This is a genomic window from Clostridium sp. MCC344 (assembly GCF_018785365.1).
GTDB lineage: Bacteria > Bacillota > Clostridia > Lachnospirales > Lachnospiraceae > Pilosibacter.
Map to the genome: position 1 here is coordinate 13,684 of NZ_WQPQ01000022.1, position 22,840 is coordinate 36,523.

Annotated in this window: 23 protein-coding genes; 12 read left to right on the forward strand and 11 right to left on the reverse strand. The window is 45.2% G+C overall.

Translation table 11 applies throughout. The features are described 5' to 3' along the window. Window positions 1-32: 32 nt before the first annotated feature. Window positions 33-1,805, reverse strand: coding sequence for a hypothetical protein (locus GPK90_RS06655; protein WP_215702557.1), 1,773 nt, complete (start codon window positions 1,803-1,805; stop codon window positions 33-35). A 418-nt stretch (window positions 1,806-2,223) separates the two neighbouring features. Further along, the gene (locus tag GPK90_RS06660; protein ID WP_215702558.1) at window positions 2,224-2,607 is read right to left on the reverse strand and encodes a type II toxin-antitoxin system HicB family antitoxin; all 384 of its coding nucleotides are present in this window, start codon (window positions 2,605-2,607) and stop codon (window positions 2,224-2,226) included. Between the two features lie 203 nt (window positions 2,608-2,810). Between GPK90_RS06660 and GPK90_RS06665 the strand changes: the two genes are divergently transcribed. From GPK90_RS06665 to GPK90_RS06695, 7 genes are all read left to right on the forward strand, one after another. Beyond that, window positions 2,811-3,005: a type II toxin-antitoxin system HicA family toxin gene (locus tag GPK90_RS06665; RefSeq protein ID WP_215702559.1), complete on the forward strand. Its 195-nt coding sequence runs from the start codon at window positions 2,811-2,813 to the stop codon at window positions 3,003-3,005. A 686-nt stretch (window positions 3,006-3,691) separates the two neighbouring features. Further along, window positions 3,692-5,017, forward strand: a complete 1,326-nt coding sequence (gene rpoN / locus GPK90_RS06670; protein ID WP_215702560.1) for an RNA polymerase factor sigma-54 — start codon at window positions 3,692-3,694, stop codon at window positions 5,015-5,017. A 69-nt stretch (window positions 5,018-5,086) separates the two neighbouring features. Next, window positions 5,087-5,548: a MarR family winged helix-turn-helix transcriptional regulator gene (locus tag GPK90_RS06675; RefSeq protein WP_215702561.1), complete on the forward strand. Its 462-nt coding sequence runs from the start codon at window positions 5,087-5,089 to the stop codon at window positions 5,546-5,548. 226 nt (window positions 5,549-5,774) lie between these two features. Continuing rightward, complete coding sequence (locus GPK90_RS06680) at window positions 5,775-6,455, forward strand: DUF554 family protein (protein ID WP_215702562.1); 681 nt, start codon at window positions 5,775-5,777, stop codon at window positions 6,453-6,455. A 226-nt stretch (window positions 6,456-6,681) separates the two neighbouring features. Then, window positions 6,682-8,205 (forward strand): amidohydrolase, encoded by a 1,524-nt coding sequence (locus GPK90_RS06685; RefSeq protein WP_215702563.1) that lies wholly within the window; start codon window positions 6,682-6,684, stop codon window positions 8,203-8,205. Continuing rightward, window positions 8,198-9,619 carry an amidohydrolase gene (locus tag GPK90_RS06690; RefSeq protein WP_215702564.1) on the forward strand — a complete coding sequence of 474 codons (1,422 nt, stop codon included), beginning with the start codon at window positions 8,198-8,200 and terminating at the stop codon, window positions 9,617-9,619. The genes GPK90_RS06685 and GPK90_RS06690 overlap by 8 nt, the downstream gene beginning before the upstream one ends. 425 nt (window positions 9,620-10,044) lie before the next feature. After that, window positions 10,045-11,076 (forward strand): 3-deoxy-7-phosphoheptulonate synthase, encoded by a 1,032-nt coding sequence (locus GPK90_RS06695; RefSeq protein ID WP_215702565.1) that lies wholly within the window; start codon window positions 10,045-10,047, stop codon window positions 11,074-11,076. Window positions 11,077-11,350: 274 nt separating this feature from the next. Here GPK90_RS06695 and GPK90_RS06700 read toward each other — a convergent pair whose 3' ends face one another. The 9 genes from GPK90_RS06700 to GPK90_RS06740 all read right to left on the reverse strand — a co-directional run bounded on the left by GPK90_RS06700 (window position 11,351) and on the right by GPK90_RS06740 (window position 19,102). Continuing rightward, window positions 11,351-11,566: a helix-turn-helix domain-containing protein gene (locus GPK90_RS06700; RefSeq protein ID WP_215702566.1), complete on the reverse strand. Its 216-nt coding sequence runs from the start codon at window positions 11,564-11,566 to the stop codon at window positions 11,351-11,353. Then, window positions 11,553-11,993, reverse strand: a complete 441-nt coding sequence (locus tag GPK90_RS06705; RefSeq protein WP_215702567.1) for an RNA polymerase sigma factor — start codon at window positions 11,991-11,993, stop codon at window positions 11,553-11,555. The genes GPK90_RS06700 and GPK90_RS06705 overlap by 14 nt, the downstream gene beginning before the upstream one ends. A 398-nt stretch (window positions 11,994-12,391) precedes the next feature. Next, entirely contained in the window at window positions 12,392-12,577 is a 186-nt protein-coding gene (locus GPK90_RS06710; protein WP_117751003.1) for a cysteine-rich KTR domain-containing protein, read from the reverse strand. A 1-nt stretch (window position 12,578) separates the two neighbouring features. Then, complete coding sequence (locus GPK90_RS06715) at window positions 12,579-14,309, reverse strand: ABC transporter ATP-binding protein (protein WP_215702568.1); 1,731 nt, start codon at window positions 14,307-14,309, stop codon at window positions 12,579-12,581. Then, the gene (locus GPK90_RS06720; RefSeq protein WP_215702569.1) at window positions 14,306-16,081 is read right to left on the reverse strand and encodes an ABC transporter ATP-binding protein; all 1,776 of its coding nucleotides are present in this window, start codon (window positions 16,079-16,081) and stop codon (window positions 14,306-14,308) included. The genes GPK90_RS06715 and GPK90_RS06720 overlap by 4 nt, the downstream gene beginning before the upstream one ends. A 104-nt stretch (window positions 16,082-16,185) precedes the next feature. Beyond that, on the reverse strand, window positions 16,186-16,803 hold the full coding sequence (locus GPK90_RS06725) for a TetR/AcrR family transcriptional regulator (protein WP_015553531.1): 618 nt from the start codon (window positions 16,801-16,803) through the stop codon (window positions 16,186-16,188). 418 nt (window positions 16,804-17,221) lie between these two features. Continuing rightward, window positions 17,222-18,136 carry a DNA-3-methyladenine glycosylase family protein gene (locus GPK90_RS06730; protein ID WP_215702570.1) on the reverse strand — a complete coding sequence of 305 codons (915 nt, stop codon included), beginning with the start codon at window positions 18,134-18,136 and terminating at the stop codon, window positions 17,222-17,224. Window positions 18,137-18,299: 163 nt separating this feature from the next. After that, window positions 18,300-18,689, reverse strand: a complete 390-nt coding sequence (locus GPK90_RS06735) for a thioesterase family protein (protein ID WP_021905862.1) — start codon at window positions 18,687-18,689, stop codon at window positions 18,300-18,302. A 173-nt stretch (window positions 18,690-18,862) separates the two neighbouring features. Continuing rightward, window positions 18,863-19,102 carry a hypothetical protein gene (locus GPK90_RS06740; protein WP_252197379.1) on the reverse strand — a complete coding sequence of 80 codons (240 nt, stop codon included), beginning with the start codon at window positions 19,100-19,102 and terminating at the stop codon, window positions 18,863-18,865. A gap of 306 nt (window positions 19,103-19,408) precedes the next feature. Between GPK90_RS06740 and GPK90_RS06745 the strand changes: the two genes are divergently transcribed. From GPK90_RS06745 to GPK90_RS06765, 5 genes are read left to right on the forward strand one after another with little or no spacing between them, the layout of a single operon-like run. Beyond that, complete coding sequence (locus GPK90_RS06745; RefSeq protein WP_215702571.1) at window positions 19,409-20,038, forward strand: lactate utilization protein; 630 nt, start codon at window positions 19,409-19,411, stop codon at window positions 20,036-20,038. A 23-nt stretch (window positions 20,039-20,061) separates the two neighbouring features. After that, window positions 20,062-20,451 (forward strand): zinc ribbon domain-containing protein, encoded by a 390-nt coding sequence (locus GPK90_RS06750; protein ID WP_215702572.1) that lies wholly within the window; start codon window positions 20,062-20,064, stop codon window positions 20,449-20,451. 3 nt (window positions 20,452-20,454) lie between these two features. After that, entirely contained in the window at window positions 20,455-21,150 is a 696-nt protein-coding gene (locus GPK90_RS06755; protein WP_215702573.1) for an MBL fold metallo-hydrolase, read from the forward strand. Window positions 21,151-21,163: 13 nt separating this feature from the next. Then, a complete protein-coding gene (locus tag GPK90_RS06760; protein WP_215702574.1) occupies window positions 21,164-22,387 on the forward strand; it encodes a hypothetical protein in 1,224 nt (407 codons plus the stop codon). A 32-nt stretch (window positions 22,388-22,419) separates the two neighbouring features. Next, complete coding sequence (locus GPK90_RS06765; protein WP_015552238.1) at window positions 22,420-22,794, forward strand: VOC family protein; 375 nt, start codon at window positions 22,420-22,422, stop codon at window positions 22,792-22,794. The last annotated feature ends 46 nt before the right edge of the window (window positions 22,795-22,840 follow it).

Here is a 22,840-nt window from a genome sequence, read left to right on the forward strand (position 1 = left end):
CATGCCGGGGACGAGAAAAGCAGAGCTGAAGCTTATTCATGTAAAAGATTCGATTCTTTTTGATATCCGAATGTACGCCCAAGGATTTCAAAAAGGTTTCCATCAGGTGATATTTGAAGCCTTTTCACGATGTTAGTTTGCCCCATGTGTATACACAACCAGAATGTCAAAAAGATCTCATTTTCACCCATCTTGGAGTTAATTGGGCTGTTTTCATGACCGGCCGCAGTTAAAATAGAGTGCGGATCAGAGTTCTTGATTAACTTAGGATCCACGTTTTTATACATTTGTAGATATTCTTTGCTTAACTCTTCTGACGTGATATCGTTATATGGAACTTTTTCCTTCCCGAGCACCCTTAAAAGTTGCGCCTCTGCAGCGTAATATTTTGTAGAAGCCTCAATATCCAAGAGAGTCAAATTTACAGTGTAGCGCATTGCTATGAGAAAAAGGAACACACAAAAGTGCATACTTGGCTTTTCCAATAAAGGATGTTTGGAAGGATGCTGACTCCAGTTTCTTGTAAGTTTCAGGACGGAAAAATATGCATATTCAATATAAGTATCTTGATTGTTACTTTCAATTTTGATTGGTTGGAGATTATTCTTTTCCCACAACTGTGCAAGCTTGTGGGTAACTTCACCTATATACACATTCCGCTGATCAGCATCAGTTTTACGAGGATCTGCATTTACGGCATGTATTATGGATGTCAAGTATGATTCTGCATTTTCCTTACCAATACGGGTAAAATCTGTATTGCTTCCCCATGTTAAATGCAGTAAATGGAGGATGTTTTCGCACATGTCTGTAATATGGCTTTTGAAATAAACAATATCCGATTTTACGTAGTCTTGTGTTTTGCTTTCTTCCTCTAATAATCGTATCATAAGACGTAATGGTTTATTAGGATCACGAAAAAGTCCACTCGATATTTTTATTGGCAAAAAAGGAATCTGCTTTAATACCTCTTTTTTTATACAGGGCATCTGGTGGGTTCTATCCCCATCAAAAAATTTTACTGGCTTACAGCATTCACTTTTTGAATGGGGTGGTACAATGGAAATTTTTGGTAGCAATGAAGTATAGTCCACGCTTTTAGGAACACTAATCAACGAAGATGTCCATTCATTTCGATCAATCAGTTCACCGCCAAACAATATATCCATAAGATTTTTACCGATGTGTTTTAATTCAATATAGGTATTTCGGATATTGGACTCGTCTGGTGCCTTTATTGTTCGATACAACTCACCTAAATCATGAGCTAACACATACATGTACGGAATTTCTATATCATGAGAAAGCGAGAACTCTGCAAAAGGGGAATTTTCCGAAATCATAAGTCTCATATTTTGGTAAATACGCAACACCCTAAATTTTGAAGTATTCTGTACATTTCCGGCATCGCCAGGATACCATTCTTTCCAGGTTTTTTCAATATATTCAACGCCACTTAACAGAGCCTTCACCATTTGATTAAGATAGGATAAAAACTCTTCTCCATCAATAAAAACTCTTCTTTTAATAATGACGCCATTTTCAGCAGTATAAGCGCTGGAAAGAGTGTTGCATAGTGTATTTAATTTTTGTGGATACATTTCTACACTAATATCGTCATCTGGTTCATTTAAGAGTATGTGAAGGGATTTGTTAATACACATTGTCAGTAAAATGACAATGTGGTTATAAACATCATCGTTTACTGATATAGCCTGTTGCCGATAATAATCCCGTATTTGATCTATCGCAGTAAAATTGTTAAGAGCTTCTGCGTAATCCAGTAGCAGTCTTTCATTACTCATTGTAAACATCTCCTCATATCAGTAAACATCGATATCAAAAGTCTTAGAGACATCAAAAACTTCAATCAATTTGTTATCCATATGATTTTTCACCTCATTGTCCACAGAAGACAGTGCTACTGAAAGCAGCACCGTGCTATAAAGCCGGGGGTTGTTCTGTGATCTGCAAAAAATTTAGTCGCTTAATGCAGAAACAATAGAAGCAACACTGCCAACTACTTTACATGCTACGACTGCAAAATTAAGTAAACCCATAGTCTCTCCTCCTTATTCAAACACATCAATCACTGCAATTATTGCTCTTGCAATATTTTTAATTGTTTTTACAGTATTGGCATCCATGATATTTTCCTCCTGCTTATAAGGCTAATTTGAAAAACAACAGCTACATAAATGCGATTGATTTCCAAAATGGATTTTATTGCTCAATGCCCAAAGCCAACTTGATGCCCTTTACAAGTGCTGCCGAGTAGTTGATTTTATTTTCTTTTGCAAGAATATCCAACCATTGTGGGATGGTCACATTTTTCTTTACATAAATCTCTTTTGTGGCATTTCGGAAATATGGCATCCAGATGTGGATGTATACAACATTTGTTGCATTCATACTTGGATCAGGGAGCTTCTCGCCTCGGCTCTCCATATCCATTATTTCGAGTGCCAGACATTCCTGCGCTGAATGAATCGCTTCGTCCTCTGTATCGGCCTCGGCAATTCCTGCGTTTGGTAAATCGATAAATGTGAGTTGTACAAGTCCATTTTCATGTTTTATAGTTGCTGGATAAATATAATTTTCTTTCATTTTTCCTCCAAGGAAGATTACAATCTGTATTACTTACAATACGTATTGTAATCTTCCTTAATAAAAATGTCAATATATTTTTTTGAAAATTTTCAAATTGTGTTTTAATGTGGTTTGTCGTATACTAAGTATACGAAGTGTTCGTATGTATATAGTAATGATCTTTATGTAACCATTAACTATATTCCTTTAGGGAGGTACATATGACATTTCGCGAGATTGACAAGATTTTAAAAGCCGATGATTATGTTTTGGTGCGTATTACCGGTTCTCATTATCAGTACCGTAAAGCAGGAGTTCCTTATACCATTGTGGTTCCGAACCATAATGGAAAGGATATTTCCATCGGCGTTTTAAAAAATCTTGAAAAGAAAACAGGCTTATCTCTTCGGAGATAGCCTGTTTTTTTATTAGGTAGATGCCGGGGATGAGTGTCCCGGCACAAGGGAGGACCAGCCCCCCTCGATGCTTCAGAGTAAGGCACACAAATACTGCACTGTGTTTTTTATATCCTTTTGAGACATTTTTATAAACAACGCACCATTACAATGTACCGGTATATTAAATCAGAAAAAATGAACTTAGAGCTAGAAGAGGTGAGAGTTATGTGTTTGCGCACTGTTTGCGCCCGCAAACACAAGCATCAATCGGCATGTAAACTCCTTTCTTTATCTGGGTTTCGAGAGATGACAGAAGGTTCAAATCTGGTTGTCGCCTCTCTTATGAGAGCCTCAGAATCCTTTATTTATAAGGACTCTGGGGTTTTTTCTTTACCCTGAAATGTATGCAGATGAAAGAATACGCGGAAAATACAAACAAAATGGGGAAAAAGAGAAGTCATGATTTTTGCTGGCAGTCTTGCGGGAATCTGATTTATCATGATATACTGAGGATGATGACCTGACGAGATAAGAGAAATCATTCGAACTGATATATCCTATACGGCAGGGTTCAAATCGAACGCATGTGAGATATGACGCTTAATTCCGATCAGCGTAAGCAGACCGATTCTTCCCGGAATTGCTGTGTATACGCGCGGAGCGTTTGTCTGACTGAGATACAATTCTGGAAGGCAGGGGATACAATGGAGATAAAGGCAGGAATTTCCTTACAGACAAAGCAGGTGCTTTCACAGCTTCAGGTGGAGTCCCTAAACATTCTTGCAATGTCTATGACGGAACTGAAGGATTTTATGCAGAATGAGGAGATCGAGAATCCACTGGTTGAGTTTACAGCAGGTCAGGGTGAGGAAGCAGCTCCTGTTACTTATAAAGAGACGGAACGGTTTTATAATGGTACAGAACGGGAAGACAGCCGGGAAAATGAGCTATATGAGATAGAGGACAGTGAGAAGTCCATTGAAGATCTGGTGAACATGCAGCTTCATTGGAAGCAGATCGGGGATACAGAGAGGAAGATTGTGGATTTCTGCGTGCAGTCGCTTGAACAGAGTGGATATCTCCTGGTGCCGCCGCAGGAAATTGCGGAGCGGTTGAATGTTTCGAAAGAGCAGGTCGAAAACGTTCTTGTGATGCTGAAAGAGCTGGAACCGCAGGGAATCTTCGCCTCCGGACTCGAGGAATGTCTTATGCTGCAGGTCCAGGGGATGGACGAGGAAGAAAAGTTATCACGGATGATAAATGATCATCTTCAGGACATTGCTGAAGGAAAGATCAGCACGATATCAAGAGCTTTGAAGCTGTCGTCTGCTGAGGTCCGGAAGCTGATCCATATCATCAAAGAACTGAACCCACGGCCGCTGAATGGAGTTGGTGGAGAAAAAGCCCAGTATATTCTTCCTGACGTGCTCCTGAGTAATCAGGACGGACAGTGGAATATTGAACTGAATGATAAGTGGACCGGAAGTCTCGGAATCAATGATTACTATATTCACATGATGGAGACAGCTCAGGATCAGGAATTAAAGTCCTATTTTGAAAATAAGCTGCGCAGAGCCCGCTTTATCATGAACGCGATAGAGCAGAGAAGAGAAACTCTGACGGGAATCACAAGAGAGATCCTAAAGAGGCAGGAACCATATCTCCTTGGAAAAGGGCAGTTAAAACCAATGACTCTGGAGGAGATCGCTGATGCGGTGGAGATCCACAAATCTACGGTCAGCCGTGCGATCCGTGACAAGTATCTGAGGGCACCGTCGGGATGTTTCCTGTTCCGCAGCCTGTTTACAACAGGGATCCCATCGGGAGATGGGAATGGCGACGTGAGCAGAAATGCCGTGAAAGCGAAATTGAAGGAACTCGTTGCTGCGGAGGACAAGAAAAAACCGTGGAGCGATGAACAGCTTGCCGGATTATTGCAGGATGCCGGAATGCCGATCTCAAGACGTACGGTCGCCAAATACCGTATGGAGTTGGGAATTGGTGGGGCGTTCCAGAGGAAAGATGGTTAATGTTTGCCTGAGCTTGGGGAGTTTCCGGTTGCAGAAGTGGAATGCAGAAGCGAAAATGAGGAGAAATAAATGGAAAGCAACAAGTACATCGATTTTGTGGACATGTGGAATCTGATCGAGGCAACATCCACGGAATTTTTCTATGATCGTCTCGCAAAGATCGGACTCCACAGGGGACAGCCTAAAATGCTGAGATTTCTTGGCGAAAATGATGGATGCCGTCAGAAAGATATTGCGGATCGTTTTTTTCTGAGGGCGGCTTCTGTTTCAGGTGTTCTGAATACATTGGAAAAACAGGGCTTGATCGAGCGAAGGCAGAATCCGAGATCCAGACGTGAAACACTGATCTATCTGACAGAACAAGGGAAAGACAAGCTGGTTCAGGTCCATAAATTTTATGAAGAGATCAACGAACTGTGGTTTGAAGATTTTTCAGAAGACGAATATGAGGACCTGATGGAGCTTTTAGGAAAACTACAGAAATCTCTCGAAAAACAGAATCAGAAAGAACAAGAGGACAAAAACAGGTAACGATAAGCGGATATTCTGTGCGAAAAGATACAGAGTATTCGCTTTTTTAACAAGATCAAGGCAGTCCTCTGCCTCTATTGCGTAGAGCAATAAGCGGTGAAAGCGGATTGTGAATATTCTTGGACTAGAAAAAATTGATTGACAGTAAAAAAGAAACAAAGTATATTGTTAGTAATATAATTGTTAGGCACCATACTATCATATGAAGAAAGCGTAGGAAAAGCATATGCCATCTGTAATTTTACTTGATGTAGCCGGTGTTGTTGTCGGGACACTTGCCGGGTGCGGGATGAAGAAGTACATTTCGGGTTCTTTGAATGAGAGTATTAACCTGGCACTGTCTGTTATCTCTGCGGCTGTCGGTGTGGGACTTCTCGGAAAAGCGGTTCATATGTCGGCTGCTGTGCTGGCGCTCCTGATCGGCGGCACGATCGGTCATATCATTGGAATCGACAGACGGCTTGCGAATGTATCGAAGCTGCTCCCGGAAACAGGCGGAAGCGAGACCGCGCAGACACTTCTCGTTGCATTTACCTTGTACTGTATCAGTACGACGGGAATTATCGGTGCATTGACGCTGGGATTTGAGGGAGATACCACGGTGCTCATGACAAAGGCAATCATGGACTGTGTCGCATCGATCTTTTTCGCGGGAAGCAGCGGATGGGTTCTGGCTCTCATCAGTATTCCGCTCGGGATCATGCTGATGGCGTTTTATGGACTCTCGGAGTTTCTGATGCCGCATCTGACGGCGGAAATGATCGGAGATTTCTCCGCCTGCGGCGGTCTGATCCAGCTATTAAATGCGCTGCGGATCGCAAAACTAAAAAATCCGCCGGTTGCGGATTACATTCCGTCCCTGGTCCTGGTATTTTTTATCAGTATGTTCTGGACGAAATATATGTAAAGAACAGACAGCCCACAGGGGAACTTTCCTGTGGGCTGTTCGACAAATATCAGCAGAGAGAAACTGATGGATCATTGCATGATAATAACGTCAGTTTCACAGGCAAAAGAAAGATCTGCCCATAGATGCAGATCGGTATCATTCTCTAAGAAGAAAATACCTGCTTTAGATTTTGCGGATGCATGAATCCATGAAGACGATGATCAAATGAATGGAGGAAAACAGAGTGAAATATGCAGTTGAAAGGTTCAAAGAGGAACTTAGTGTTCTGAATAAAACGATCTGGGAAGCCGCAGAGATCAAGTATGAGGAATACCGTTCGGAAGCGGCTGTGATCGAGGTACTCAGAAAGCATGGGTTCCGGCTCGAAGAACAGGTGGCTGATATCCCGACCGCATTCCGGGCAGTCTATGGAAGCGGGAGACCGGTGATCGGTCTTCTGGCGGAGTACGATGCTCTGGACGGGCTCAGTCAGGCGGACTGCCTGGAGAAGAAACCGCGTCCGGAGACGAGATACGGACATGGATGCGGACACAATCTTCTCGGCACGGCAGTTGTGGCCGCCGCGCTGGATCTTAAAGATTACCTGGAGAAACATCCAGGGAGAGGCACAGTGATCGTTTACGGATGCCCGGCAGAAGAAGGCGGGAGCGGAAAGACGATCATGGCGGGAGCCGGAGTCTTTGATGAGATCGATGCGGCCATCACCTGGCATCCATGCACGATCAATGCGTCGATGGGCTGTTCCATGCTGGCAAACTGTCAGGCGTATTTCAGGTTTCACGGAAAAAGCAGTCATGCGGGAAATTCCCCGGAAAAAGGACGCAGTGCACTGGATGCTGTGGAACTCATGGATGTCGGAGTCAATTTCCTTCGGGAACACATGGAGATGACAGACCGGATCCATTATGCTGTCCTGAACACAGGCGGAACCTCGCCGAATGTAGTCCAGTCGGAAGCGGAAGTCCTCTATCTGGTGCGCAGCAGGACGAATGCCGGAGTAAAGGAGCTTTATGAACGCGTCTGCGATGTCGCGAAAGGGGCTGCATTGATGACGGATACAACGGTGGAGATCGAATTTGACAAAGCATGCAGCAATGTCATTCCGAATCTGCCGCTTGGAAAACTTGCATATGAGACAATGGTAAAACTCGGTCCGCCGGAATACACGGAGGAAGAGAAAGACTATGTAAAGAAATATCATGATCTTGTCGGTCAGGAAGCAGTGTGGAATGATGATGGGGCGGTTCCCCATTATGATATGGAACTGCGGAAAAAACTTGTGAAAGAACATCCGATGGCGGATTTCATTCTTCCCTATAAGATGGTATCCATGCCGGGAACCGGTTCTTCCGATATGGGTGACGTGAGTCAGATCGCGCCGCTGATCCAGATCGAGACGGCATGCTTTACGCAGGGCGCCCAGCCGCATTCCTGGCTGTGGGTGACTCAGGGGATCTCCTCTTTTGCAGAAAAAGGGATGATGTTCGCGGGACAGATTATGTCGGACATGACAAAACGGCTTCTGGAAGATCCGGAGCTTTTAGAAGAGGCGAAAGCAGATTTTAAAAAGAGAACCGGTGGCAAACCATATATCTGCCCGATCCCGGCAGGCGAAGGACCGCTTGCAAGAAGAAAATGCCGGATGGAGGCGGAAAAAGCGAGGCAAGGCGCTGAAATAGGCGCAGTGGAAAAGGATGACGCAGAAGCCGGACATACGGGTGAGAAGGCAGGTGAAAATAATGGCTGACGTAAAAAAATATGAAAAACTGCTGACAGACTTAAACAGCAGTCTCTGGGATCTGGCGGAGATCCGTTTTGAAGAGAAAAAGTCGTCCGCAATGATGGAAAAGATCCTGAAGGAACATGGATTTGAAGTGACGCGTGGAGCTGGTGAACTTCCGACCGCTTATGAGGCGGTATATGGAACAGGCAGTCCGGTGATCGGGCTTTTAGCCGAATATGATGCCCTGGACGGGCTCAGCCAGAAAGCGGACAGTACCGTTCATGAGCCCCGCCCGGAGACAACTCACGGGCATGGCTGCGGACATCACCTTCTCGGGACAGGAGTGATCGGAGCGGCACTGGCACTAAAAGACTATCTGGCAGATCACCCGGGCTGCGGCACTCTGAAGGTGTTTGGATGCCCGGCGGAGGAAGGCGGAAGCGGAAAGACATATATGGCGCGGGCCGGTGTCTTTGACGGGATCGATATCGCTCTCACCTGGCATCCGAGTACGATGAATGCTGCGATGACGGGAAGTCTTCTGGCAAACTGTCAGGCATATTTCCGCTTCCATGGAAAAAGCAGCCATGCGGGAGCGGCTCCGCAGAAAGGCAGGAGCGCGCTGGATGCACTGGAGCTTATGAATGTGGGGATCAATTATCTCAGGGAACATATGGAGATGACGGACCGAATCCACTACGCGATCACCAATTCCGGAGGCGTGTCCCCCAATGTGGTACAGGCTGAGGCGGAAGGACTTTATCTGGTGCGCAGCAGGAATAATGAGACAGTGAAGGAACTGTACCGAAGAGTTGTCAATATTGCAAAAGGTGCGGCGCTGATGACAGGAACAACAGTGGATATCGAGTTTGATAAGGCATGCAGCAATGTGGTGCCGAGTGATACACTTGGAAAACTCCTTTATGACACGATGGTGAAGATCGGGGTGCCTGAGTACACGGAGGAGGAGAAAGCATATATTATGGGATTTCGGCGGGTCATCGGAGATGAGGCGGCGGATCATGACCTCGGAATGCTGCCGGAATTTGATCTGGAGACACGGGAAGAACTTTGCCGGACGCATCCGATGGGTGATTTTATCCTGCCGTTTGAACCGCAGGAGGTTGTGGAGACGGCGTCCTCCGATATGGGAGATGTGAGCCAGATCGCACCGCTTTTACAACTGCAGTGTGCCTGCTTCTGCCTTGGAACCCAGCCGCATTCGTGGGTGGAGGTTGCACAGGGAAAATCCTCCTATGCGGTAAAAGGCATGATGTTCGCAGCGCAGACGCTGGCGGACGCTGCTGTGACACTTTATGAGACTCCGGAGCTGGTAAAAAAGGCAAAAGAGGAAAATGAGATGAGGACCGGCGGAAAGCCGTATGAATGCCCGATCCCGGTGGATGTTGTTCCTGTCCCGTTCCGAAAAAAGGGATAGGTTAAAAGTAACAATGAGGTTACTTTTCATGGGTAGGAATTTTCTGAACTGAAAATTCCGTACAATACAGTGGTGGTAGTGGATTTTGCCGATTCGGAATGCGAAGCATCGGCAAAATCCTGTTACAGTGCGCGGGCAAGGAGTGCCCGTGTACTGTAACACAATGAATGTAAAATATAAAGACATAAGTACTTGAAGTCCCAAAAAAAGTGTACTATAATAGCAGATGTCCCGCATTGACATGTGTGTAGCGCGGGACATTTTTAGAAACGGACACATCAGCAGTTAAAAGCGATAAAGTGCTTCCCGATAAAAAGGATGCGCTCATAAAAGCGGACCCCGTAACTGTGAGGATACTGAACAGTTATGATCGGGCAATTGGAACGGGTATCCGCAGGAAAATCACATATTTGGGGGAGAAGATCATGTCATTCAATTACAAAAGTTTACTTCCGACACCGGCACAGATCAAAGCGGAATTCCCGCTGACACCGGAGTGTGTGGAATTAAAAGTGGCAAGAGATAAAGAAGTTGCGGATGTCATCACAGGAAAGAGCGAAAAGTTCCTCGTAATTATCGGACCGTGTTCTGCGGACCGCGAGGACGCTGTATGCGAGTATATGAGCCGCCTTGCGAAGGTCAATGAGCAGGTAAAGGATAAACTCGTGATCGTCCCGCGTGTATACACGAATAAACCGCGTACCACCGGCGGCGGCTACAAGGGAATGCTTCATCAGCCGGATCCAGAGAAGAAGCCGAATATGTATGAGGGACTTGTTGCAATCCGTAAGCTTCATATGCGCGTGATCAAGGATTACGGATTTACAACCGCTGACGAAATGCTGTACCCGGAAAATTACAGCTATCTTTCCGATGTACTTTCCTACGTTGCGATCGGCGCGCGTTCTGTTGAGAACCAGCAGCACCGCCTTGTATCCAGCGGTATGGACGTTCCGGTCGGAATGAAGAACCCGACCAGCGGTGACCTCGGGGTTATGTTAAATGCGGTCTATGCAGCCCAGCATGGCCACGATTTTATTTACCGCACATGGGAAGTTGAGACAAAGGGCAATCCGCTTGCACACACGATCTTAAGAGGCGCAGTCAGCAAACATGGCCAGTGTCTGCCGAACTATCACTACGAGGATCTGGAGCTTCTCTACAGCCTGTATCAGGAGCGGGAACTGTTGAATCCGGCCTGCATCGTTGACGCAAACCACTCCAACTCCAACAAGCGTTATATGGAGCAGATCCGTATCGTGAAGGAAGTTCTTCACAGCCGCCGTCACTCAGAGGAGATCCACAACTTTATCAAGGGCGTTATGGTCGAGAGCTACTTAGAGCCGGGCAGCCAGAAGATCGGCGAGCATATTTATGGAAAATCCATCACGGATCCGTGTCTTGGATGGGATGATACGGAGAAGCTGATCTATAACATTGCGGATGAGATCAAATAAGAGATAGAAATTATCGGTATCAGCGCGCAGAAAGAGTACACTGAGAAGAGTAAATAGAGCGATTGTTGAGCCATCGGAATGAAGAACGAAAGTTACCATTTGGTAGCTATTCATAAAACAGTAGCACAACAAACTGAAACAGGGTAGCTGCCATACTGGGTGCAAAGCAAAACGGGCGTATCGTCTAAACGGCGATATGTCCGTTTTGTTACGCAGTAGAACGCCATTTTGAGGGGTATGAGTATTCCCCTTGCCGCCACTCATTTTGCCTTTGCTATTTGCTCGGTGGTTGATAGTCCAGTCGGAACTTCATAACAGCCATGAGCAACTTTTCGTTTAATTGCTTCTTCATATCGGCGTTTCCTCCGCTTAGTCTGCCGATATAGGCTTTGTGCCGTTCCTGCACCGTAAGGAGTGCGGCGGTATCGCCCGTGATTGCCCTTTCAATCACTTCATAGGGAACAAGGTTGTATTTACTATTCTTCATCATTCATCTTCTCTATTTCTACCCGCAACTGCTTCAAGGCAGTGTTTTTCTGATAATTGACTATTGTGCGTGGCTTTCCCAATAACGCCGCAATCTGCCAGTCCCTTAGTTGCAGATAATAGCGCATAAAGATAATTTCCCGCCAACTTTCCGATAAGCACAACAAGGCTTTTGCTAACTTTTCACTGTCAACAATTACCATCTGTCCGTTGACTTCAAAGGTAGTCGGCTTATCCTGCAAGACAAAGTATTTATCTGTGCTGTGCGGCGCAAAAGAAGTATTCTCTTGTAAGTATTCAAATGATAGTTCGCACTGCGTTCTGCGCTTCCTCTCCCTGTAATAATTACAGGCTTCATTGTGCAATACGGCTTTGCAAAATGCGTGAAAGCGGCGTTCGATACTTTCTCTGTATTCTGTGGATAACATCATTCTCACCCCCCTTTCCATTTGTAATGAGGGCTATAACAAAACCGCCTGTGCAGCGCAAAACTGAACAGACGGTTATGCTATATGATGTGATAATGCATTTATGATGATGTGAGAGTTCCTCTTGATAGTCGCAATATCCCGTAGGTAGGAACGGGCTTTTTTTTGATAAGCTACTGATTGGAAAACCGTGTTGACATAAAACGGACATGACGATACCTCCAAAGATACCGCCATGTCCCTAAAAATGGGCGACTTTATCACGTCCCCGTAAATCCAATTTTGCAAAAGGAGAACGGCGGCTTTATCTTCATAAAACTGTCGCCTAAGTTGCAATCTGTCAGCAATCGCATAGGTTGTCAAAAAAGAAAGAGCCGATAACCGCATTTCAAACCTGTGTGTTATCGGCTCTGCGTCTTTGCGTCTGGCTCTATGATAACTGATATATTCATTTGTTGTACGCTAATAAGAGTTTCCTGCTTGCATTTTGGGCAGTATAGGGGAAAGTTTTTTAGTTCGGTATCGCCCCGTATTCTCAACCTTGTTTTGCTCTGACATATGGGGCATATTATCCATTCAGTATTCATGCTAAATGCCCCAATCTTGACTAATCATTTGCTGCTTTACCATGTGGGGGTAAATCTTACCCGCGTTCATCAGTTCCCCCGGCGTTCCCTGTTCGGCAACGGAACCGTCTGAAAGCACAACTACTTTATCCGCGCCGCTTACGGTACGCATACGGTGGGCGATAACAAGTACAGTCTTATCCTTTATCAGCCTTGACAAGGCAGCCTGTATCAATGTTTCATTCTCTACATCAAGGCTTGCCGTTGCTTCGTCAAGTAAGATGATAGGAGAATTTTTAAGGAAAGCGCGGGCGATTGAAATACGCTGCCTTTCACCGCCGGACAGTTCGCAGCCGTTTTCACCAATCATACTGTGATAACCGTCCGGGAGCTTTGCCGCAAATTCTTCACAATTTGCCAGTCTTGCCGCCGCAATCACTTCCTCATCTGTGGCGTCCTTCCTGCCTATTCTGATATTCTCCATAATTGTATTGTTAAACAGCGTCACATCCTGAAACACAATAGAGTACAGCGACAGCAAGATTTCCGGCTCTATTTTCGATATGTCCATACCGCCGACAGTGATTTTTCCTTTGCTTATATCCCAAAACCGAGCGGCAAGGCGTGATACCGTAGTTTTACCTCCGCCGGACGGTCCGACCAATGCGGTAACTTCTCCCTGTTTTGCCGTAAAGGACACGTCTTTCAAAACGGTTTCTCCGATATTATAGGCAAATCCTACATGGTCGAACACAATATCATAGCCTTTATTTGTTACATGCTTGCTGCCTGTTTGAATGGGCTGGTCAAGGATTTCGTTCATACGGTTTATGTTTGTTTTGGTGGAGATTACCGCAGCAAGATTTTGTAATGCACCCTCAAGCGGGGCATACAGCCTTGAAGCTACAAGTAAAAACATAAAAAACAGCGGAATATCAATCTCCCCACGAATAAGTAGAGCAGAGCCTACAAGCGCAACCGTAGCAATCCCGAGCTTTAATATCAACGTAGAGGAAACAACGAAAAGGGCAGTCCCAAGTTCTGTTATAATATGCCGCTTTTCCACATTATCAATTTTCTTATCCAGCCCTTTCAGATAACTTTCTTCCGCATTGTTCGCCTTTAAGTCCTGCAAACTCTCGATACACTCCTGTACGCCGCTTTCAAGCGCGACATTTGCCGCTACGGATTTACGATTAAAGTATTCCTGTATGCGGGCTGAAAGGAATGTAATTGTAAATGCTATCGGCAAAACCCAAACAGCCGCAAGAGCCATACGAAAGTCTATAGCAAACAGGCAAATCGCAACCAGCGTTGTTGAAATAAGGGAGCCTGCCAAAGCGGGTACATAATGGGAAAATGCCTGTTCAAGTGTGGCACAATCACCCATAATGGAGTTTGTTAAATCGGCAAGGTCTTTTTTTCCAAAAAAGGATAAGGGGATTTTGCGGAGCTGCTCTGCTAACGAAATGCGTCTTACTCCGCTTTCCACATAAGTCGCTAAATAGGTGGCGTTATATTGAAACCAAGTTACAACAAAGATAAGGCATAGGCAAACCAAAGCGCCAACCCCATAGAAAGCAATGCGGCTTCCATTTACGCCCCCGTTCATGATATCAATAACAAAATTATAGAGCAGCCCCACCGGAAGCATAAACGATATATCCTGCAAAACGCAGGCAATACAACCTTTTATCAAATCGACAGCTCCTTGTCTTGATAACGCAAATCGTCTTTGCAATGTTTTAATCATGCTGTTACCTCCTTTGCAATTTTCCATTCTGCTGCTTCGGAATAATTCTTCCACATTCTTGCAAATATGCCGTTTCTCTCTATCAACTCATTATGCGTGCCGCTCTCGACAATCTCACCGTCTTGCATTACATAAATACAATCAACACCTATGATTGACGATAGCCTGTGTGCAATCATAATAACAGTTTTTCCCTTTGAGAGAGCAGATAAAGCCTTCTGGACACGCACCTCATTATCGGGGTCAGCAAATGCGGTCGCTTCATCCAGAATTAGGATAGGCGCATTTTTCAAAATTGCGCGGGCAATCGCTATTCTTTGCTGTTCACCGCCGGACAGGTACACGCCGTTTGTACCCACAACCGTATCAATGCCATTCGGTAATTTTTCGATAATATCCAGGCATTGTGCAACTTCCAGTGCATGAGCGATTTCTTCGCGTGAGGCGTCAGGCTTTGCCATACGCACATTTTCCAATATGGACGCTTTGATAAGACGGCTATTCTGAAATACAAAGGACACCTTATTCATCAATGTTTCCTTTGGAATGTCGCGTATGTCGATATTCCCTATTAGTATGCGCCCTTTTTGCGGGTCAAAAAATCTTGTTACAATATTTGCAAGGGTCGTCTTGCCGCCGCCGGACGCACCTACCAATGCAATCACCTGTCCCGGTGCAACCCGAAGTGACACATCATTCAGCGCGTTTTTTTCTCCGTCATAGCTGTAACTAACGTGTTCTAATGTAATTCCATTGTCTTTAGGGGTATTATTCACGCTGCTTTCAGACAATGGTTTTTCGTTTAGCACTTCATCAATTCTGCCTAATGCGTCCCCTACAATCATTGCGTCCTCGCTCATAAACATAATTTTTGTGAGTGTTGTACCGATGACAGGAGTAATCACAATATAGAAGATAAGGTTTAGAAGCAGTTCATTTGTTACGCCGCCCCTTGTAAAGAGAATACCTCCGGCAATCAGAAACGCGAATACGCCGTTGATTGCCGTTGTGTAGCACATCATAGGCAGACGCATTTCTTTTGTATAGGCAATAACCCATTTTTCATAGTTATCAATGGTGCTCTTAAATCGTTTGAAGGAAAAGATAGTCTGACCAAAGGCCTTTACCACTGGAACACCCCTTACATATTCCACCGCCTCATTAGACATCTCCGAAAGAGCGTTCTGGTACTCTTTCATCTTTTCCTGCATCCCTTTTCCAGTCATGCCCATCATAAACAGAAAACCAAGCACAACCGGAACAAGGCTCAAAAGCCCTAACCGCCAATCGAAAGCAAGCAGTAAAACAAGCAGCCCTATGGGGGTGGCAATCGCTCCCGCTTTGTCGGGGAGCCTGTGTGCAAGATAGGTTTCCGTTGCAGCGCTTGAGGTGTTGACAATCCTTCGCAGATTGCCGCTTCCGTACTTTTCTGTTACCCCCAGCGGCAGGGCTGTGATGTGCCGCATAAGCTCTTTTCGGATATTGGCGGCAACCCGGAATGCGCTCATGTGCGAACACATCAGACCGGCGATATAGACAACAATAGAGAGTACCGCAAACAATACCGCAGACCAGCCGTAGCTTGTGACATTCCCCGCCTGTGAGAAGTCCGGGGAAACTTCCAGTATGTCGTGAATGATACGCCATATATACCAAAACGGCACAAGAGCCAACAGCGCACTCATGACTGACAGTACCCAGGAAAGATAGGTCAATATTTTATGCCCTCCGGCATAACCCATCAATCTTGATAGATTAGACTGTTTTTTCATTGAAAAACCTCCTTAAAATTTTTATGATAAAAGAGATTATGGAAACCTCAAATATCCACTTTTTGAGTTAGCAACAACTAACTTGCATGTAAAAATTATAGGGCTTATTGCCCCATAATTTTCATCCACCCTGCGGTGTAAAAGGCTCTCATTTCTTTTAGATAATGCTTTGCTTCTTCAAGCGGCATTTCATGTATAATCAATTCAAAAAAAGTGTTGAACATTCCTGTGATTAAGATATGCTCCAACCGTTCATCAATGGGTGGGGCAGGTCTGCCGAGCTTTTCAAGAACTATTAAATAATCATGTGTTGCATTTGTTTCTATTTCCACCATTTCGTCAATCAGCTTTGAAAAGCGCGTTCCCTCGGAACAACAAAGAATGAGCTTAAATTCATTCAAGTGTTCATAGGCGTACAAAAGCATTTCATACATACACTCGCCGGAAGTAGAGGTAAGATTGTCAGGCTGCTCCTCTGGCGGGATTTCTGCAAATTCTTTTTGCGCCTTGCGAAAGCAATCTAATAGAAAGTTGTAATGTTCGCCGACTAACGCTTCAAATAATTCTTCCTTGCTGTCATAGTAACCATAAAACGCCCCAGTTGTCACGCCCGCCGTCTTGACAATATTCCGCAAAGAAGCGGACTTAAAGCCTTTTTCAAGAAATTCTTGCATGGCGGCTGAAAGAATTAAGTGTAATGTCGTCTGCTCTACTTCATTCATTAACTCACTCCTCTCATATAACATCGTTATATATCACTGTTATATGATACAGTAAAGAGGGAGCTTTGTCAATAGTTTGAAAATTTTGCATTATAGAATTGGCATTTTTCGATTTTCTCCGTATTAAGAAGTGAGAAAACTTTTTGAAAAACCTTTCTCTGAAACTTTGGCAAAACCGCCTCCTGCGGTGTTGTAGGTAGTGAAAGGAGAACTGCGAATGGAAAATAGAAAACGGAACGTGCAAATATCCTATGACCTTGTGGGAATACTCCCCGCGTCCTTGCTCGCTGACCTGTAAAACGGAGAAACGGCATAGCCGAAGCTGTGCCGTTTCTCGAAAACAACTCTATGCTGTTTTATGAGTGACGACCTTTCCGGTGGCTTTTTATTCACCAGGAAATTTCGATGGAATCACCTGTTATATTTGATTCCGTTCGTATCCTGCAGTATTTTTTTGCGAAAATTCTCTCTCATAAAAGAAGATATACTGCTGCAGCACACCTGCAAATCCCGGATATTTCGAGAAGTTCTCCGCGATCAGCGCCTCGCAGAGCCGCGTTTCCGGGACATGTCCGGTACAGTGGCTTTTCGGGGCGTACTCCCGCAGCAGGATCTTTTTGATCCAGGTGTCCACCGGGAAAGCACCGATATGGTGAAGGCCGAAGAGGCAGATGCAGTTGGCAACCTTGACGCCGATTCCATAGCAGGAAAGAAGAGCTTCCATGGAGTCCGCATAGTTCATCCCTCGCAGGCGGTCAAGATCCAGCTTTCCGGAGCAGATGTCCTCGCAGGTCCGCTTGATGTACTTGGCGCGGTAGCCGAGCTTTAAGGCGAGAAGATCATCCAGAGAGGCACGGTTTAACTCTTCAGGGGTTGGAAAAGCATAATAGTATCCAGAGACAGTCGGGGGAATTTTATGTCGTGTCCCATATTTTTCGCTCAGCGCTTCCACCAGTGCCCGGATCGCAGGGATCGTTTTCTGCTGTGAGATAATAAACGTAATGATCATCTCCCAGAGATCCTGATTCAGGATCCGTATCCCATTGCCGAAAGCTGCCGCCTTCGAGAGATAATCATCCATCGGATCGATCGCCCGGATATAAGCATCATAATCCGTCTCAAGGTCAAAATAATGTTCCCAGAATGCGAACTCATCATTTGGACAGTGGAAAGTCACCTCATCTCCATGCTGTTCTATGATGAGAAAATGTCTGCCGCTGATAACCCGGTAAGCCGTCTGTGAACGATTCGGATCACACGGAACCATGCGGAAACACTGACCGGAGTCGGCAATCTGGCGGATGTTGAAGTTTTTTAAAGCTTTTGTGATCATAAAGTCTCCATAAAGATGTATGAAATAGTTCCCGGATAAAGTGGGAAAGTATTCGAAGTTCCATGCAAAGTGCGGGAACTGCAGGTATCAAAAATACCACCCGGCAGGAAATTCCAGCGGGTGGTAAAAATGAATTGCATATTTCAGTCTGGCGGAAGAAAAATTACTGCTCAGCTTTCTTATTCGCTTTCGCCTGAAACTTCTCATTCTGGATAATGAAGCGCTCGTGGCGGCCTCCGCCGATCTTTCCTTTGGCATCGTAAGCGGCAACATCAAATACGAGGCGGCGTCCGTCTACCTCGACAAGTTCAGTCTCGCACCATACGGTCATTCCAAGCGGTGTCGGTGCGTCGTGTGTTACGTTTAAGAGTGTACCCACAGTACCGCAGCCCTCGTCGAGCTGATCAGCAACGCTCATCCAGGCGGTCTTTTCCATTAAAGCGGTCATAGCCGGTGTCGCGAACACGTCGAGTGTGCCGCTTCCCATTGTTTTTGCGGAGTTTGCGTCAGAGACAACAACTTCCTGTCTTCCTTTTATTCCAGTTTCCAGCATAAGTTTGTCCTCCATGATTAAATGAATACCACAGTTTACAATACCGGAGATCCTGACAGTGACAGCGAAGATCCGGGATTTAAACCGGGAAAGTGTGGTCAGCGCGGCGTTATCCTGCCTGACACTGACATATAAAGTATAGAATACTCATACATAAATTGCAAGAAAAAGACTTACTGGTCTGTGATCATTTTTTTCAGATTCTCAAAAAGCTCCAGATCGGATTTTGTCACGCGGATGTTGGAGGCAAGTTCCTTTCCGTCCGGTTCGATAACCTTAAATTCGATGATCATGTTTTCCTGAATGCCATGTTTGTAGACCGCACGCCAGAAAGCCGGGAATTTCGGATGATTTCTGGTAAAGGTCTGCCAGGAGCTTTTGAACTGCAGAAACATCATTGGATTTATACTCAAAATATTTTCCTCTTTCCTAAAATTGTGTTTCGGATAGTCACGCAGCGGGTCAAATGGACGCCGATGCCACTGTTTGCGCAAGGCACGAACAGTAGCATGCTGATGAATTCCAGTATAAAATATTTGAGCAGGAATTGCAAGATATGGGAATAGTATGCTACAATTAGCACTGAGAAAGTGGTTGCTGTATACGGATCGGAATTTTCCGAACTGAAAATTCTGCTCAATACAGCGGTGGATTTTGCCGATCTGGAATGCGAAGCATCGGCAAAACGATGGTCAGCAGTTGTAAAGGAGCGAGATACAATGCTGGAGGACGCAAAAAAACGGATGGCCGAAAATGTCATTTGTAATTTGAAAAAAAGAAATATGGAGGGGATCTATTGCCGGGATAAGGAAGCGGCAGTGGAAACGGTCCTCTCGCTGATCGAACCTGGCGCTTCCATCGGCTGGGGCGGCTCGGCATCGATCCGGGAGCTGGGAATCCTGGCTGAATTGGAAAAATCCGGGCATGAGATGCGGGATTACCCGATGAAAGATAAAGAGACGATGGGAAATCCGTCATATCTCGGCTCCTGCAGTGCGGACTGTTTCCTTATGGGAACGAATGCAATCACTGTAAAAGGCGAACTGGTCAATATTGACGGTGCGGGAAACCGTGTGGCCTGTCTGATCCATGGACCAAAGCAGGTGATTATTGTTGTCGGAATGAATAAGATAGTGCGGAGTATTGAGGATGGGATCGACCGGATCCAGACGCAGGCTTGTCCGATCATTGCAGATGCTACCGGCCGGAAAACGCCATGTGGTGTAAAGGGAGTCTGCATGGACTGCCAGTCCCCCGACTGTATGTGCTGTTCGATCGTTGTTACACGGAGATCCCGATATGACGGACGGATCAAGGTTGTGATCGTTGGGGAAAATTTAGGCTATTAAAATAAGATTACTGGAGGAACCCAATGTTTTTTATTGGCGGAATTACTCAGGGAACAAAAGAGCTGGTTTATAACGCGGCGGCGATGATCTGTGGCCGCTGCGGGAGATATGGACGGTATCAGGTGTTTATGACCTATATGTGCCTGTCCTTTTTCTTTATTCCAATCTTTAAGTGGGGACGAAAATATTATGTGAAGACAAGCTGCTGCGGGACCGTTTACCAGCTGGACGAGGAAGTCGGAAAGCGGATCGCCGCAGGAGAGGATGTGCCGATCCGGGAGGAAGACCTTACCCTTGTTTCAGAGGGGCATGATGCCCCGGCCTGGGATGTGCCGGTGAAGCGGTGTTCAAACTGTGGCTATGAGACGAAAGAAAATTTTGACTATTGCCCGAAGTGCGGAAAGAGGTTTTAAGACATGAAGATCACATACATTCATCACAGCGCATTTCTTGTGGAGACGGAATCGGCGTATCTGCTGTTTGACTATTTTCAGGGAAAACTGCCGGAGTTTTCTGAGGAAAAGCCGCTCTATGTGTTCGCCAGTCACAGACATCCGGATCATTTTTCAAAGGTGATTTTTGAACTGGAGGAGAAACATCCGAAGATCTATTATATTCTGGCATTTGATATCTGGAGTAAGCGGGTTCCGGAATCTTGTAAAGGAAAGACAGAATTTTTAAATCCGGGGCAGGTGCTGGATGATGGAACGCTGAAGGTCGAGGGATTTAAGTCTACAGATGAGGGCGTCGCGTTCTGGTGCAGTGTGGATGATCTGGAGATTTACCATGCAGGCGACCTGAATCACTGGTATTGGGATGGGGAAGATCCGCAGTGGAATAAGAACATGGCGAAAGCGTACCAGGAAGAGATCTCGAAGATGCACGGGCGGACAGCGGATATTGCGTTCCTGCCGCTGGATCCGAGACTCGGTGAATATTTTTACTTGGGAATCGATGATTTCGTGAAGGAAGTCGACGCGAAACATATTTTCCCGATGCACTTCTGGGGGGAATACGATGTGGCGGAGCGGCTGAAAAAAATGCCGTGTTCGGCGGGATACCGTGACAGGATCGTTGAGATCCATGAAGAGGGAGAAGGCTGGGAAATCTGAGAGGGGGAATAAAATGCAGCTTGCGACCTCAATGAATATCGGGAAAGTGATGGATGAAGAAGCGAAAAGAGAACGGTTTGCTTCCTGGTATATTACATTACCTGGAATTCCTGAGTACGAAAAAGAAATGATAGAGAAGTCATTGAAATATAACGTGTGGAAAGAACTCATAACACTATTCGTTATTTATATGATCTTATCATTGACATGGTTTTTCGGCGCTGGGCTGTATGATCCTTTTCAGAGCATAACGGGCTATAAACTCACAGGAAAAAAGAATGTCATCGCAGTTGTACAGGAAGATGGACAGTCATTGCGTCTGAAAGATCCAAATAAAGGTGAGCATGTACAGTATACACTTGCCGAACTTGGAATGGATCCGGTACAGTATTCTTACGGAAACAGGCTTCAGACATACTGGGAGAAGGAAACGGATGGTGAGTATCATTTCCTTGCCATACTGCCGGAAAAACAGGTATCGAAAATAGAAGGCCTTTATTACGGGGTGATAGGAGTCGGATATTTTACGATCCTTATTGGCGGAATCAGCGTATTTTTCATTCGAAGGAAGCGGTACACAGGATGGTTTCCGCGCTTCTACGACAGGATGGAAAAGTTTTATTCAGAGTATGATGTCTGGAAAAAGTACAGTGTTGAAAAGGGATATGACACAATAGATGCCATTATTGCTTACGGAAATGAAAATCAGTCCTCCTTTGTAAAAAAATTTTCCTGTACCCGGCTTACAAGAGAGGAAGAGAAGAAAAAGAAATCAAAGATAGTCGCTGCATGGTTGATGACCATAATTGGCGCGACAGGAATCGTACTGATCATTTCACTGCAGGTGAGTACTGCGTCAGAAATCAAACAAAGGAAAAATGAGGCAAGAACGGCAGCTGTTTTAGAAAAACTGCAGGCTGCGATCAACGAAAAAAGGCCCGGTCCTGCTGATGGATCAGAAAATTACAGCTATGCAGATATGATCGACCGGGCGAGAAATACATTTCCGGAAGAAGATGTTTACTACAAGCTTCTGACAACCGAAGAGTACGTTGCTCTAATTGTCACAACAAAGAAAAAACAAAATGTCTGCTTTGACCGGTATGTACCGGTACATGGCTCAATTGGCGAAGAGGGAACGGAGTATAAGCTTGAAATTTCCATGGTATCAGATGCAATCCAGCCGGATGACATTTTGCATAATTATACAGGGATTCTTTTGTCCCCGACATCGTAATGTGAACAAATATAAATTGAGAGGAGAACACCATGAAATTCACATTTGCGCACAATAATTTTAATGTCACAGATCTTGACAAGTCCTTAAAATTTTATGAGGAAGCTCTTGGATTAAAGGAAGTAAGAAGAAAAGAAGCGGCGGACGGGAGCTTTATCCTGGTTTACCTCGGAGACGGCGTGACACCGCACCAGCTGGAACTCACATGGCTCAGGGACTGGGAGAAGGATCACTATGATCTTGGAGACAACGAGTTCCATCTTGCATTCCGGGTAGATGATTTCGAGGCGGCTCACGCAAAGCACAAAGAGATGGGATGCATCTGCTTTGAAAATGAGAAGATGGGGATCTACTTTATCACAGATCCGGATAATTACTGGCTGGAGATCGTGCCGACAAGAAAATAATGAAAAGGTCCGACAGCCAGATATATGAAAAATTCACACATCAGGC